This window comes from Mesorhizobium sp. WSM4821, from assembly GCF_055901555.1.
On the sequence record NZ_CM148371.1, the window covers coordinates 6,584,245 to 6,598,387 of the forward strand.

Here is a 14,143-nt window from a genome sequence, read left to right on the forward strand (position 1 = left end):
CACCGCCATCGACACAAAACAGAACCCGCGCTAGGCGGTCGCCAGAGCGACTTCAGTTCGACTAATCTGCATGAGAAACTCCCGTCGTCGCTTGGTCGGCTCGGCTACAGTTTGACCGCCATCTCCCGGCTCCAGAGGCGGAGCTTGCGGCAAGATTCAATGAAGCTGGTGATCGCCTTGGGATCATCCAGACCAATCAGGCCCTCATCGGCATTCGCATCCACGCCCGCCTTTTGCAACAGCGGGATGGCGCCGGATGTGAAGCCGATGAACTTGCAATGAGCGAAGGCATCGGCGACGAAGTCACGCGCGGCGGCTTCACCCGTCAGGCGCGCGGCGCCTTCTTCGGAGAGGATCAGCGCCACGGCGTCGAAGAGCACCGACGGACCGCCGTCGATCATGTGCCTGGCCCCGATCCAACTTCCGTCCGCAGCCTCGACCCCACCGACCTTGGGAGCGATGACCTCCAGCGCTGCGCCTTCCTTTTCTATCGCGGATTGGAGCTTCTTCAGAATGATGGCATCGGCGCCCGGGCTGACAAGCACGCCGACCTTGCGACCGGCAAAACTGCTCGGCCCGTTCTCGATGATGCTGAGCGCCGGGGACGGTTCGATATCGTCCCGGGGCGCCGCCGCAGCATCGGCCGGCTTGGGCAGTTGCTTCATACCGAGCTTGTCGGCGACGGTCTCGGCCAGTCCCTCGTCGATGTTCAGCAGATGCGCGACCATCCGCTCGCGGATCGCCGGCGTCTCGACCTTGGAAAGCTCGAAGGTCAGCGCCATGGCGATATGGCGCTGCTCGGGTGGGGTCTGACTGTTGAAGAACTGCCGCGCCTGGCTGTAGTGGTCGGCGAAGCTTTCCGCGCGCACCCGGACCTTCGGGCCTTCTTCCGCGTCGGCGAACGTTCGAAATCCGCGCTGCGTTGATTCCCGTGGGCCTTCACCGAAGGAATTCGGCTGGTAGTTTACCCGGCCGACTGGATTGCGCATCGCCATATGGCCGTCCTGCTGGAAGTGATGGAAAGGACATTTGGGCGCGTTGATAGGGATGTGCGTAAAGTTTGGGCCGCCGAGCCGCTTCAACTGTGTATCCAGATAGGAGAAGTTGCGCCCCTGCAGCAGCGGGTCATTCGAGAAGTCGACGCCGGGTGGCACATTCTGCGTCATGAACGCGACCTGCTCCGTCTCGGCGAAGAAGTTGTCGGGCATCCGGTCGAGCACAAGCCGTCCTACGGGAATCGGCTGCAGGACTTCTTCCGGGATTATCTTGGTAGCGTCCAGTACGTCGAAATCGAAGCTATCGGCAAAGTTCTGGTCGAACAGTTGCACCCGCAACTCCCATTCCGGGAAATTGCCAGACTGGATCGCATTCCACAGATCGCGGCGATGAAAATCCGGATCGGCGCCGTTGATCTTGACCGCCTCGTTCCAGACCACGGACTGAAGACCCAGCTTCGGCTTCCAGTGGAACTTGACGAAGGTCGACTCATCGTTGGCGTTCACAAAGCGGAACGTGTGGACGCCAAAACCTTCCATGAAACGGAAAGAGCGCGGGATTGCCCGGTCGGACATGATCCACATGACCATGTGCATCGATTCAGGGGTCAGCGAGATGAAGTCCCAGAAATTGTCGTGTGCCGACTGCGCCTGCGGGAAGGCGCGGTCCGGTTCCGGCTTAACCGCGTGGATGATGTCCGGAAACCTGATTGCGTCCTGGATGAAGAAGACGGGAATGTTGTTGCCGACGATGTCCCAGTTGCCTTCCTTCGTGTAGAGCTTGACAGCGAAGCCGCGTACATCGCGGGCGAGATCAAACGACCCCTTCGAACCAGCGACCGTCGAGAAGCGGACGAAGGCCGGAGTTTTTTCGCCGGCGCGTTGGAAGATGTCGGCGCGCGTGTATTTGGCGAGAGATTCATAAGTTTCGAAATAGCCGTGCGCGCCGTACCCGCGCGCATGCACCACGCGCTCGGGAATGCGCTCGTGGTCGAAATGGAAGATCTTCTCGCGGAAATGGAAATCCTCGATCAACGTCGGCCCACGTTCGCCAGTCTTCAGCGTGTTGTGGTCGTCCGACACCGGAGCGCCCTGCGCAGTCGTGAGGACCGGACCGTCTCCCTCCGCGATCTGATGGAGTTCGCCGCCTTTCCCCCGTTCGAGCTTCTGGTCGTGGATCGTAGCGGGCTTGCGGGGCGACGGGCTCGAGGTCTTGGCCATTCTTGTTTCCCTTCAGGAGGAGCCTTTCGGCCCTCCCACAATGCCTTGATAGCCATTTCGTTCCTCCGGACGGTGACCACGACTCGGAAACAGCATGAGAGCCCGCGATCAGGCGCGGGCAACTGCGTATGCAACCAGATTACCTCTGAAGGGTTCTTGCTATGATTTTGAGCACTGCCAGCTTCGATCGCCGAAGGTAGTACTTAATGGAAGTATCCATTTCGCAAAATGCGCACGACAACATCAAAGCAGGCAAAAGCGGCTTGCTACTCCTCCCGGACAATTTTGACGCTTTCGCCGGGCGCGTTCTGGCGGCAAGGAGTTCCGTTCGCAGTCTCGACCTCATGTACTACCTTTGGCACGATGACCACACTGGCCGCTTGCTTTTGCAGGAAGTTTTTCGGGCCGCTGAGCGTGGCGTGCGGGTGCGCATGCTTCTTGATGACGCCAATCCGCGAAATAACGATTCTGCCTATCTGGCGTTGAGCAATCACCCAAACATCGAGTTGAAGTTGTTTAATCCGAGCGGCATCAGACGATGCAGCATCATGCGCGGGGTGGAGATTGCGTTGCGGCTTTTTGCGTTGACCCGCAGGATGCACAACAAGGCTTGGATCGCTGACGACAACGTCGCCATCGTAGGCGGGCGAAACGTTGGCGATGCCTATTTCGACGCAGCAGAAACCAATTTCCGCGACCTTGACGTGCTGCTCCTTGGTCCTGCCGTGCAGCAAACCGCGGAAATATTTGAGGCGTTCTGGGCTTGCGAGGACGCAAAACCAATTGGTGCCATGGGTTCGGCCGCTGAGAACGAGCGTTCTCATTTGTTCTCGGGAAACGGATGTCGAAACCGAAGCGAAGCTCTTGAACGGGATCGGTGACCAACGGTCCATCGCAGAGTTCATCGCGGCCCGCGACGACCTGCATTGGGTGGATCGAGTTCGGGTGATTTCCGATCCTCCAGAGAAGGTGAGAGGTTGGAGACGTCGCAGCTGGCTTACGAAGGAACTGCTTCCCCTCATTCAATCGGCCCGCACCAGTCTGGAAATTGTATCTCCCTATTTCATCCCTGGCAAAAGGGGCTGCGTGATCCTGCAAGACCTCGTCAGCAACGGGGTCGACGTTTCGGTGTTGACCAATTCGTTGGCCGCTACAGACGTCGCCGCGGTCCACGGCGCTTATGCAAACTATCGCAAGCGATTGCTCAGGAATGGCGTCAGACTTTTCGAGCTGCAGCCCTTCACTCGCCGACAGGCAATCTCGGTGTTTGGCTCCAAGGGTGCCAGTCTGCATACCAAATCTTTCACGGTTGACGACAGGACCGGCTTCGTCGGTTCCTTCAATTTTGATCCACGGTCAGTGTCTTTGAACTCGGAAATGGGCGTGCTGTTTGAGGATGAGGAATTAGTCGGTGAACTTCGGCACTTTTTTCAAACTGAGATATCACCAGAAACCAGTTATCGGCTGGAACTAAAAAACAATGTGCTGCACTGGCATGGATGCGACGAAGGCATGCTCCAAGAATACACACACGAACCCGAAGCCGGACTATCTCGCCGGGTTCTGGCGGCCTTGGTCCGCCACCTTCCGATCGAGTCTCAGCTTTAGCGCTTTGGCCAGACCCCATATGACAGCAAAGTTCTTGCTTGGGGTGGTCGCCGAGATCGCCGTTGCAATATGGCGCCGTGATATTCATTGAGCGGCACAGGGATCCGTCATCGACGCCTTGGCCCGCCTCTTTCAGAACGCGGCCTGCCGGCGGCAATAAGAAGCGACAACTGGCTTCCCTTCGCGTTTCCCTACATCAGGCTTCCGGTCTGATGACCGCGGCAGGGCGTCGGGACCGAGTGGATCAGGCCGGGTAATCCCAACAACGGCAGCACACCCTCAAACAGCACAATCGGGCCGACGGACCTGCAACAACGGCCCCGCTTCGACGCTTTCGTCCACGAATGCAATGAAGCCGCCCGTGAATCTCTATGAACGTCCGCGAGACCCTATGGAGACCTGTCGGAGGTGGAATATTCCATTCACGACCGAGACATTCTCGTCCCTCGCCTGCGGCCGCATCTTCATGCACAGAAAGAAAAACAACCTCCACCGTGCTCGCCGGCCAGAGGGCCCGCCATCAAGCAAGTCGACGACGGCATTTGGCTCATAAGCTCGTCTTGGTGGACCCGGAGGGCGTCGGCTCCAGGTCGGCAATGCGGTCGGCATGGCGTTGTTGATCGCGCTCGCCAACCGCCATGTCGGGGAATTTGAAGATCGCTGTTGCCGACGACATCCAGGTCGCCTTCTGGCTCGCCGCGGCAGGGGAAACCACGATGAAGAGCGGACGCCGCGCCGGCCAGATATCGGCGATGTCCCTCAGTTCACGCGGCTGATGCAGAAATCGATGACGTCGATCAGCGCCGATTTCTGCGGCGTCGCTTCCAGCGGCGCCAGCGCGTCGCGGGCGATCTCGCCGAAATGGCCGGCGCGCCCGATGGTGTCGGCGATCGCGCCGTGGCGGGTCATCAATCCGATCGCCTTTTCCAGCCCGGCGTCGTCGGTGGCATTGTCCTCGATGGCGCGCTTCCAGAAGGTGCGTTCGGCCTTGGTGCCGCGCCGGTAGGCGAGGATCACCGGCAGCGTCACCTTGCCTTCGCGGAAATCGTCGCCGACGTTCTTGCCCAGATCCTTGCTGGTGCCGCCATAGTCCAGCGCATCGTCGATCAGCTGGAAGGCAAGGCCGAGATTCATGCCATAGGAGCGCAGCGCCGCGCGATCGTTTCGCGTCGCCTGGGCGATGACCGGACCGACCTCGGCGGCGGCCGAGAACAGCGCTGCGGTCTTGGCCTTGATCACCGCGAAATGCTCATCCTCGGTGGTTTCCAGGTTCTTGGCGGCGGCGAGCTGCATCACCTCGCCCTCGGCAATGATCGAAGCGGCGCTGGACAGGATATCGAGCGCTTCCAGCGAGCCGACATCGACCATCATGCGGAAAGCCTGGCCAAGCAGGAAATCGCCGACCAAAACGCTCGCCTGGTTGCCCCAGATCATGCGGGCAGTCTTCTTGCCGCGCCGCATGCCGCTCTCGTCGACGACATCGTCATGGAGGAGCGTTGCCGTGTGCATGAACTCGACCGATGTGGCGAGCTTGACATGCCCCTCGCCGGAATAGCCGAACATCTGAGCCGAGGCGAGTGTCAGCATCGGCCGCAGCCGCTTGCCGCCCGAGGAGATCAGGTGGTTGGCAATCTCCGGGATCATTTCGACGTCGGAACCGGCCTTCGACAGGATCAATTTGTTGACGCGCCCCATATCGGCCGCCGTCAGGTCGATGAGGTCCTTGATGGAGGCAGCTTCCCGCTTCCCGTTTTCGATGTTGAGAACGACACCCACCACAAACACTCCCGTCTATAAGTCACGCGCACGGCGGCACCCTGATCCCGACACGGACTCTAGGGCGCTACCCACAGGCACGGCAAGAGGCGATTTGGCGCGGTCGAGGCTGGCGACGGAGGCCACCCACGTTTACATAATCGCTGCAACCTGCGAGTTTCATCCGATGATAGAGCTTATCCGCACCAACGATGCCGTGATCATCTCCTTTGTCGAATCGCTGATGCGCGATGCCGGCATCGGCTGTTTCGTCGCCGACCAGAACATGAGCGTGCTCGACGGTTCGATCGGCATCCTGCCCCGGCGCATCATGGTCGAAGCCGATCAGGCCGATGCGGCGCGACGCATCCTGACGGATGCCGGCATCGCCAACGAGATACGCCAGAAGTAATGCCCACGGCGCGCGCCACCCTTGTGCGGGACACGCCGGCCCATACGGTCGATGCCTTCCATCGTGGTCGGTTCTGGCTGGTGCAGCCGAAGCAGGCCGGTCATCGCGCCGGAATGGACGCCATGATGCTGGCGGCTGCGGTGCCGTCCTCCTTCGCCGGTCGCCTTGCAGATTTCGGCGCCGGTGCTGGCGCCGCAGGGCTGGCGGTGCTGTCGCGCTGTCCCGATGCCAAGGCCGTGCTCATCGAACGGTCTCCGGAAATGGCTGCCTTCGCCGCAACAACGCTTGCCCACCCAGGCAATGCGCATCTCAACGACCGCGCCTCGGTGCTTGCCGCCGATGTGGCGCTGTCGGGCCAAGCGCGAACAGCCGCCGGCATTGCCGACAACTCCTTCGATTTCGTCATTATGAACCCGCCCTTCAACGCCGCCCAGGATCGCGCCACGCCCGACCCGCTCAGAAAGGCCGCGCATGTCATGGAGGACGGGCTGTTCGACGGCTGGATCCGCAGTGCTGCTGCTGTGGTCCGGCCGCGCGGCGGTTTTGCCGTGATCGCCAGGCCCGACCATCTCGGCGCCATCCTCGATGCGATATCGGGCCGCTTCGGCGACGCCGAGATGCTGGCCGTCCATCCACGCCCGGAGGCGGCGGCGATCCGCATCGTCGTCAGGGCAACACTTGGAGCACGCGGGAAACTGTCGATCCGCCCGCCGCTGATGCTGCATGCACAATCGGGCGACGGCCCAACGGAGCGGACCGAGATGATCAACAACGGGCTGGCTTCGCTGTTCGGCGACTGACCCTTTTTCCGGCCGGCGACTTAGCGGCTGGCGACTTATTGGGGCATTGCCGTTGGCCGGCGAATGCCTACATGCCATCAAGCCAATTGACCGGAGATCCCGTGAAACGCTTTCTCAACCGCTTGCTGCCGAGATCCTGGCGCTCCGACATCGTCACCATTCCCGTCATCCGGCTGCACGGCACCATCATGGCCGGCGGCGGCCAATTCCGGCCGAGCCTGTCGCTGGCGTCCACCGCAGGCCCTATCGAGAAGGCGTTTTCCTTCGAAGCGCCGGCAGTCGCCATCTCGATCAATTCGCCGGGCGGCTCGCCGGTGCAGTCGCGGCTGATCTTCAGGCGCATCCGCGACCTGGCGACCGAGAAGAACAAAAAGGTCCTGGTCTTCGTCGAGGACGTTGCGGCGTCGGGCGGCTACATGATCGCGGTCGCCGGCGACGAGATCTTTGCCGATCCGTCCTCCATCGTCGGTTCGATCGGCGTGGTGTCGGCCTCGTTCGGCTTTCCCGAGCTGATGAAGAAGATCGGCATTGAGCGCCGCGTCCATACAGCCGGCCAGAACAAGGCGGTGCTCGACCCGTTCAAGCCCGAGAAGAAGGAAGACATCGAGCGGCTGAAGGCGCTGCAGCTCGAGGTCCACGAGACCTTCATCGACCTCGTCAGGGACCGGCGTGGCGCCAAGCTCAAGGATGACCCGGACCTGTTCACCGGCCTGTTCTGGACCGGCAAGAAGGGGCTGGAGCTCGGGCTTGTCGATGCGCTCGGCGATATGCGCAGCGTGCTGAAGACCCGTTTCGGGCCAAAGACCCAGCTCAAACTGATAACGGCGCCGCGCGGCCTGTTCGGCCGGTTCGGCTGGTTCGGCTCGGGCAAAGAGGGCTTTTCGGCCCCCGACATCGCCGCCGCCGCCGCCAGCGGCGTGATCAATGCGGCGGAAGAGCGCGCGTTGTGGGCTCGCTTCGGGCTTTGAAATACCGTTGGAAACGTCTAGCATGAGGTTCTAAGTTTCTTGTTTATGCATGTCGTTGTTCCAAAACCGCTGTGAACTTTTGGGCGACATGCATTGATCGACCCGACCGGACGCCTCTGCCGGCCTTGCGAGGGAGGAGTTTCGATATGCCGCAGATCATTTTCTTCGCCCTCGTCGGCGCCGTCGCCTATATCGGCTATCGCTCCTTCGTCAGGGAAGCCGAGCGCGTAACGGCCAAGATACGGCGCACCGAAAAGCAGTCTACCAACGGCACGACGGGCACGCTGGTCAAGGATCCGAAAACCGGCGAATACCGTCTGGCGAAGGACTGACATCATCCCCCTCGCGACTGACACATTGGATTCCGGCACCACGGTCCGGGCTTTGCACGCGCATGCCAAGATAAATCTCGCGCTGCACGTCACCGGCAGGCGCGCCGACGGCTATCACATGATCGAGAGCCTGGCGGTGTTCACGCGCTTCGGCGACAGGGTCGAGATCGAGCTCGCCGACAGCGACGGGTTTTCCGTGTCGGGCCGATACGCCTGCGCGATCCCGCTCGACGGCAACAACCTGGTCGTGAAAGCGCGCGACGCGCTGCGAAGTCAAGCCGGTCCGCGGCATACGCCGCCGGTGGCCATCAGACTCGAAAAGAACCTGCCGGTCGCCTCCGGCGTCGGCGGCGGGTCGAGCGACGCCGCGACGGTGCTGCGCGGGCTGGCTGAGACATGGAGGCTGGACCTCGACGACGCCGAACTGGCGCGGATCGGCCTCTCGCTGGGCGCCGACGTTCCCATGTGCCTCGCGGCAAAGCCGCTGATTGCGCGGGGCGTTGGCGACGAGTTGTCGACCGTGCCGGGCTTTCCGGCACTTGGGCTGGTGCTCGTCAATCCGGGCACCGCCGTCTCCACGGCCGAGGTGTTCAATGCGCTTTCCGATCGCGACAATGAGGGGCTGCCGCCGTTGCCGCGCAGCTTTGATTTCCACAGTATCCGCAATTGGCTGGAGATTACCCGCAACGATCTCGAGCCCGCGGCCCGCGCCATCCAGCCGGCCATCGGCAAGGCGCTTTCGGTGCTCAACAAGGCCGGAGCGGGGTTTGCCCGGATGTCCGGTTCCGGCGCGACCTGCTTCGGGCTGTTCGAGACCGGAAATGTGGCCAAGCGCGCTGCCGTCGATATCCGCAGCCGCCATCCCGACTGGTTCGTCGCCGCGACGCGAAGCATGACATCGGAGACTGACGCACATGGCCAGGACTGACGAGAGCCGCTCCTTCATCCCCGTGCGCATCGCGGTGCTGACGGTCTCCGATACGCGCAGCCTCGCCGACGACAAATCGGGCCAGACGCTGGCCGAGCGCATCGTCGAGGCTGGCCATATCCTGGCTGCGCGCGACATCGTCACCGACGACCGCGAAAAAATCCGCGACAGGGTTGTGGGCTGGTCGAGGGACGAAACGATCGATGTCGTCATCACCACCGGCGGCACCGGCTTCACCGGCCGCGACGTGACGCCGGAGGCGCTGGAGCCGATCTTCGAAAAGCGCATGGACGGCTTTTCCGAAGTGTTCCACCGCATTTCATACGACAAGATCGGCACCTCGACGATCCAGAGCCGGGCGACGGGCGGCGTCGTCAACGCGACCTTTGTCTTCGTGCTGCCGGGCTCGCCCGGCGCCTGCAAGGACGCCTGGGACGGCATTTTGAGGCCGCAGCTCGATTACCGGCACATGCCCTGCAACTTCGTCGAGATCATGCCGCGCCTGGACGAGCATCTGCGTCGCGGCACCAAGGCAAGTTAGTCCGGTTTCCGGGAAAGGCTGTTTTCAGGGCTTTCCCAGAACCAGCGCCAAAAGTCAGCGGATGACGGGCTCGCCATGGAAGCGCCGGCGCGAGGGCGGCGAAACGCCGAAGCCGACTTCCATCATCAGCCGCGGCTTGCGCGTCGGCACGGTGCCCATGTGAAAGCCGAAGGGATCCTCGACAAAGCCCGAACCCGCCTGGCCGGTCAGCGTGACCGGGCTCTGCGCGCCGTAGACGTCCAGGACCTCTTCCGCCGGATGGCCGACAAGAAGCGTCAGCTGATGCTTGAGGCTGCGGCGGTTGTGGCTGCCCCTGACATAGACATGCGGACCGGTTTCGGCATCGACCGGATTGAGATAGAAGAAGAATTTCAGCATCCGCCAATCGTCGAGGTCGAAATGGTATTTGCCAAGCGACGCCAGATTCTTCTCGGCGTCTGAGACCGCGTTCGTCGGAAAGCTCCACCAGACGCGGGTGGTGATCAGCTTCGCCTGGCTGCCGAGATAGTGGGCGGCGATGTCGAGAAGCAACGGGTCGCGCTGCACGGCAAGCGCGGCATTGCAGTCGAGGATCCGCTCGAAAAAGTGCCCGCTGAGCAATGGGCGGCCGAATTGCTTCTCGGCCTCCGCATGCTTGGCCGGTGGGAACTCCAAGCGACGATCGAAATTGCCGAAGCACGGTGTGCGCTGCGCGAAGCTGGCGATCTCCTCGTGGATCGACGGCGGCAGAACAAGCCCGGAAAACAGGCCTTCCGAGCGGAGCGCGCGGACCACCGCATCACAATCGACGCCGGCGAACATCGTTTCCTGCGCTTTTTGTTTCGGCGGAACGGGTTTTGCACTACGCCAATGCAACCGCCGCGCCGGCATGGTGCGCGCCAGCATGAACATTGGCAGCCATGCCGGATTCTCGCGAAGGTCCGTCAGATAGGTCGGAATCCGCACGGCAATGCGACGCAGCAGACTGCCGTTTCGAGCGATCGACTCGAGGCTTGCAGCACCGGATTTGTCAGGGCTTGAAAAGGCCATCGGGATCCTCAGCTATGAGGGGCAGGAGCAACAAAAGCGTCGGTCGCTGACTGTTCCGGCATTACCCAAACCCATCCGCCGCTTCGAAGGAAGGGTAACCCCAGGCCCGATATTGTGCAATGCACAAAAATGAGTCTGCGACAAACATTTCTGACGTGCTTGACGAAACATGAAGCTTCTTGATCTCTGAAGGTTTCTTGCATGTTCAAGAGGCCGCCATGCGACGCTCAGTCATCGGCACGGGCGGAAAAGTTCGCGGTCAAACCCCTTCGAAGATGATGATCGTCGGCCGGTGGGGCAGCGTCGTCAGCGAGACCGTCAGCGACCGGCCGGAGAGGAATTCCACCGCGAAATGGTCGCCCATCCTACCTGTGAATTCGGCGATCGGAGTCGAATCGCGATGCATCGGCAGGATCATCGAGGAAGAGAGCCGCGCAGTGATCTTGGTCATCCGGTCGAGCGACAGCGTCATGCCGCCGTCGATAAGCACCATGAGCATGTCGAGCCGGCCGATGGCGCCGTAATGCGAGCCGGTGCAGATGGCCGGACGCGCCATGGCCCGGCCGCCCGGATATCGCCGGCGTTCAGGGCGTCGGCCGGAAGACGCCATTCTCGTCGCGTTTGAGCGGCGCGGTTTGCCGGGAAAGCGGCGCACCAGGCGCTTCGGTAACCGAAACGCCCTCCGTCCAGTCGGCGGGTGCAATAGCGATGTAACGCGCATATCCGCCTGACCCGCCGAGCGGCTTGGCAAAGCCGATTGTGACCAGCGCCCCGGCCTCTGGTACCTTGTCGAGGTTTGCAACGCCTTCCGCCTGCGTGAAATCGTTGTGAAGCAGCCAATGTTCGCCTTCGAGATTGGGCGTGGTGTCGGTGTCGAGCGGCTCATGACCGTGGAACAGAATCTTCCGCTCCAGATGCAGGAACTTCAGCGCGTCCAAACTGACGCCTGGAAACGGCTTCTGGTTGAAGCGGGCGGCGTCGGACCATTTCTTGTACCAATCCGAACGCACGAAGACGACCGAACCTTCCGGTATGCTGCCGTGCTCCTTTTCCCACTCTTCGATGTCGGCGACCTGGAGGTGATAGCCTTCGTCAGTTTGTACCTTGCCGCTGATGTCGATCACGACGAGCGGCCGTACGGCATAAGTGGCCGGCAGGTCGCTGATCGTTGCGCCGAGCGGGTTCCAGTGGGAGGGCGGATCGAGCTGCGTGCCATATTGGTCCGTCGTCAACTCGTAGGCGGTCGCGACGAAGCCATGCTTGTCGTAGGTGAACTCCTCGCCGGCCTTGACGTAGCCCTCGATGTCCTGACCGGCGACAGTTGGTTTAAACTTGGCATTGGCGAAGCCCGGCCATACGGGCTGCACCGGCTCGAAGGCGTGGGTCAGATCGATATATTTGGCCGATTTGAGCGTATTCTCATAAACCGACCAAAGCGACGATTCCTGCGCCGAAGCGATCGCCGGCACTGACCAGGCGGCTCCGAGCAGGGCTATACGAACGAGCTTGGATATATTCATCTGCAATCTCCCCGAAATGTCGCGGAGTATCGCCAGTTTCCCGCAGGACGACAAGCATATGCATTCCTCCCAGGAGGGTCGCTCCAATACGGCTTCCACCAGGCCAGCCGCTTAGGTCGCGCCTCCAGCCTCGGTGACGCCTCGATGAAGACCGCCCGGCATGCCGCGGCGTCAGCCGCCGTCACGCAGTGCGCGACCTACCTCACTTGGCCGGCGCCACCCAGATCTCGGCATCGAGCCTCCTGGTCGCAAGGCCGCGCGCGATGGCTTCGGCGCTGCGGGCGTTTTTCGACAAGGCCGCGGCCTGACGCTTGCTGATCAGCAGCCCTTCGGCCAATGCCCGGTTCCCCGAAAACACCCGCGACAGGAACGGCAGGCGGCTGCCGCGCGCCCGCGAGAACCGCGCCGGCATGGTTTGCCTGGCCGTATGGACGGCGACCTCGTCGATCCAGCCTTCCGCCAGCCGCGCACCCGGCTCCAGCAGCAGCAGCCAATCGCCCCTGGCGTGCCTGATGCCGGCGGCAATGCCGCCGCTGGCCACGTAAAGGCAGCCGGCATGTTCGGCAACGCGGTGCGTCTGGTCGGTCGAGCCATTGTCGCAGACGACGACGTCGCGCACCACGCCCTCGACGGCGCCGCCGACCAGCGAGGCGAGCGTGCGGGCAAGTCTCTCTTCGTCATTCAGGGTCTGGATGAGAACGCTGAGCATCGTTTGCCGAAATAGCGGAAAGCCGGACATAGCGCCAGTTTTGCGTCGCACCATAAAAAGTTCTTGCTTTGTTCCCTTTCACGAAATAGGAATAATTTCATGAGCAGAGCGATTCGACAGTCAACCGACAATCCGTGGGAGAGGGCGAAAATGGAACAGATCGTACGTGCCGACATTGCCGCCTTCGGGGCTGGAAGAGCCGAGATGGCCAATGCAATGATCGAGCAGAGCGGCGTCCGTATCCGTCCGGACCGCAATCGCGGCCGGTCTGCCGGCATCAACCCGTCCGGCCGGTTCGAACCGGTCAGCCGGCATGTGTTCGACGATGGCTGGAATTCGCTGGAGGAACTGCCGCCCTTCAAGACCGAGGTGCAGGTCGAGAAGCCGCGCACCATCATCACCCGTAACGAATCCCCGGACATTTCCTTCGATCGATCGATCAATCCCTATCGCGGCTGCGAGCATGGCTGCGTCTATTGCTTCGCCCGGCCGACGCACAGTTTCATGGGTTTGTCGCCAGGGCTGGATTTCGAATCGAAGCTGTTCGCCAAGCCGGATGCGGCGCGGCTGCTCGACAAGGAGCTGTCGAAGGACGGCTACCAGCCGCGCACCATCGCCATCGGCACCAACACCGATCCCTATCAGCCGATCGAGAAACAGTACCGGATCATGCGCGAGATACTCGAAGTGCTGGAGGCGCGCGGCCACCCGGTCGGTATCGTCACCAAATCCGCACTGGTGACGCGCGATGTCGACATCCTGTCGCGCATGGCCGAACGCGGGCTGGCCAAGGTGGCGCTGTCGGTGACGACGCTCGACCGGATGTTGGCCAGAACGATGGAGCCACGCGCGTCGACGCCGACCAAGCGGCTGGAGGCGATCAGGCAGCTTTCGGATGCCGGCATTCCGGCCTCGGTCATGGTCGCGCCGATCATCCCCGGCCTGACCGATCAGGAGATGGAACGCATCCTCGATTCGGCACGTGCGGCAGGAGCGCGCGAAGCCGGCTATGTCGTGCTGCGCCTGCCGTTGGAGGTCGCGCCGATCTTCAAGGATTGGCTGCTGCGCCATTATCCGGACCGCTACCGTCACGTGATGTCGCTGATCCGATCGATGCGCGACGGCAAGGATTATGATTCGGAATGGGGCAAGCGCATGAAAGGTTCCGGCCCCTATGCTTGGCAGATCGGCCGGCGTTTCGAGATCGCCGCCAAAAGGCTTGGCCTCAACGCCGAGCGGCGGTCGCTCAGGACAGACCAGTTCGTCGCCTCGGCCAGGGCAACCGAGCAACTGATGCTGCTGTGAAGACATCATGTGCCGCCATT

General features: G+C 61.9%; 16 protein-coding genes. 10 read left to right on the top strand and 6 right to left on the bottom strand.

All coding sequences use genetic code 11. The features are described 5' to 3' along the window. Positions 1-104 precede the first annotated feature (104 nt). On the bottom strand, positions 105-2,216 hold the full coding sequence (gene katE, locus AC0NID_RS32185; protein ID WP_473454249.1) for a catalase: 2,112 nt from the start codon (positions 2,214-2,216) through the stop codon (positions 105-107). Between the two features lie 206 nt (positions 2,217-2,422). Here katE and AC0NID_RS32190 point away from each other — a divergent pair, with 206 nt between their 5' ends. The 3 genes from AC0NID_RS32190 to AC0NID_RS32200 all read left to right on the top strand — a co-directional run bounded on the left by AC0NID_RS32190 (position 2,423) and on the right by AC0NID_RS32200 (position 4,600). Continuing rightward, positions 2,423-3,097: a phospholipase D-like domain-containing protein gene (locus AC0NID_RS32190; RefSeq protein ID WP_473454250.1), complete on the top strand. Its 675-nt coding sequence runs from the start codon at positions 2,423-2,425 to the stop codon at positions 3,095-3,097. Then, complete coding sequence (locus AC0NID_RS32195) at positions 3,081-3,824, top strand: phospholipase D-like domain-containing protein (RefSeq protein ID WP_473454251.1); 744 nt, start codon at positions 3,081-3,083, stop codon at positions 3,822-3,824. Before AC0NID_RS32190 ends, AC0NID_RS32195 begins: the two co-directional genes overlap by 17 nt. Before the next feature lie 638 nt (positions 3,825-4,462). Further along, positions 4,463-4,600, top strand: coding sequence for a hypothetical protein (locus AC0NID_RS32200; RefSeq protein WP_473454252.1), 138 nt, complete (start codon positions 4,463-4,465; stop codon positions 4,598-4,600). On the opposite strand, the gene AC0NID_RS32205 is transcribed toward AC0NID_RS32200, so the two are convergent. Further along, on the bottom strand, positions 4,584-5,600 hold the full coding sequence (locus tag AC0NID_RS32205; protein WP_473454253.1) for a polyprenyl synthetase family protein: 1,017 nt from the start codon (positions 5,598-5,600) through the stop codon (positions 4,584-4,586). The two genes, AC0NID_RS32200 and AC0NID_RS32205, sit on opposite strands and share 17 nt — an antisense overlap. A gap of 166 nt (positions 5,601-5,766) precedes the next feature. Here AC0NID_RS32205 and AC0NID_RS32210 point away from each other — a divergent pair, with 166 nt between their 5' ends. The 6 genes from AC0NID_RS32210 (at position 5,767) to moaB (ending at position 9,560) form a co-directional block, all read left to right on the top strand. Further along, positions 5,767-5,991 carry a putative signal transducing protein gene (locus AC0NID_RS32210; protein WP_095483967.1) on the top strand — a complete coding sequence of 75 codons (225 nt, stop codon included), beginning with the start codon at positions 5,767-5,769 and terminating at the stop codon, positions 5,989-5,991. Further along, positions 5,991-6,791 (top strand): tRNA1(Val) (adenine(37)-N6)-methyltransferase, encoded by an 801-nt coding sequence (locus tag AC0NID_RS32215; protein WP_473454254.1) that lies wholly within the window; start codon positions 5,991-5,993, stop codon positions 6,789-6,791. Before AC0NID_RS32210 ends, AC0NID_RS32215 begins: the two co-directional genes overlap by 1 nt. A gap of 101 nt (positions 6,792-6,892) precedes the next feature. Further along, positions 6,893-7,759 carry a S49 family peptidase gene (locus AC0NID_RS32220; RefSeq protein ID WP_473454255.1) on the top strand — a complete coding sequence of 289 codons (867 nt, stop codon included), beginning with the start codon at positions 6,893-6,895 and terminating at the stop codon, positions 7,757-7,759. Between the two features lie 146 nt (positions 7,760-7,905). Beyond that, positions 7,906-8,091 (top strand): hypothetical protein, encoded by a 186-nt coding sequence (locus AC0NID_RS32225; RefSeq protein WP_473454256.1) that lies wholly within the window; start codon positions 7,906-7,908, stop codon positions 8,089-8,091. A 25-nt stretch (positions 8,092-8,116) separates the two neighbouring features. Next, the gene (locus AC0NID_RS32230) at positions 8,117-9,019 is read left to right on the top strand and encodes a 4-(cytidine 5'-diphospho)-2-C-methyl-D-erythritol kinase (protein ID WP_473454257.1); all 903 of its coding nucleotides are present in this window, start codon (positions 8,117-8,119) and stop codon (positions 9,017-9,019) included. Further along, positions 9,006-9,560: a molybdenum cofactor biosynthesis protein B gene (gene moaB, locus AC0NID_RS32235; protein ID WP_473454258.1), complete on the top strand. Its 555-nt coding sequence runs from the start codon at positions 9,006-9,008 to the stop codon at positions 9,558-9,560. Before AC0NID_RS32230 ends, moaB begins: the two co-directional genes overlap by 14 nt. Before the next feature lie 54 nt (positions 9,561-9,614). Here moaB and AC0NID_RS32240 read toward each other — a convergent pair whose 3' ends face one another. The 4 genes from AC0NID_RS32240 to AC0NID_RS32255 all read right to left on the bottom strand — a co-directional run bounded on the left by AC0NID_RS32240 (position 9,615) and on the right by AC0NID_RS32255 (position 12,818). After that, positions 9,615-10,589: a phytanoyl-CoA dioxygenase family protein gene (locus AC0NID_RS32240; protein ID WP_473454259.1), complete on the bottom strand. Its 975-nt coding sequence runs from the start codon at positions 10,587-10,589 to the stop codon at positions 9,615-9,617. A gap of 259 nt (positions 10,590-10,848) precedes the next feature. Then, the gene (locus AC0NID_RS32245) at positions 10,849-11,145 is read right to left on the bottom strand and encodes an MBL fold metallo-hydrolase (RefSeq protein ID WP_473454260.1); all 297 of its coding nucleotides are present in this window, start codon (positions 11,143-11,145) and stop codon (positions 10,849-10,851) included. 28 nt (positions 11,146-11,173) lie between these two features. Beyond that, positions 11,174-12,109 carry a cyclase family protein gene (locus tag AC0NID_RS32250; protein WP_473454261.1) on the bottom strand — a complete coding sequence of 312 codons (936 nt, stop codon included), beginning with the start codon at positions 12,107-12,109 and terminating at the stop codon, positions 11,174-11,176. Between the two features lie 202 nt (positions 12,110-12,311). Continuing rightward, positions 12,312-12,818: a glycosyltransferase gene (locus AC0NID_RS32255; protein ID WP_473454262.1), complete on the bottom strand. Its 507-nt coding sequence runs from the start codon at positions 12,816-12,818 to the stop codon at positions 12,312-12,314. 150 nt (positions 12,819-12,968) lie between these two features. Between AC0NID_RS32255 and AC0NID_RS32260 the strand changes: the two genes are divergently transcribed. Next, entirely contained in the window at positions 12,969-14,123 is a 1,155-nt protein-coding gene (locus AC0NID_RS32260) for a PA0069 family radical SAM protein (RefSeq protein ID WP_473454263.1), read from the top strand. Positions 14,124-14,143: the final 20 nt, after the last annotated feature.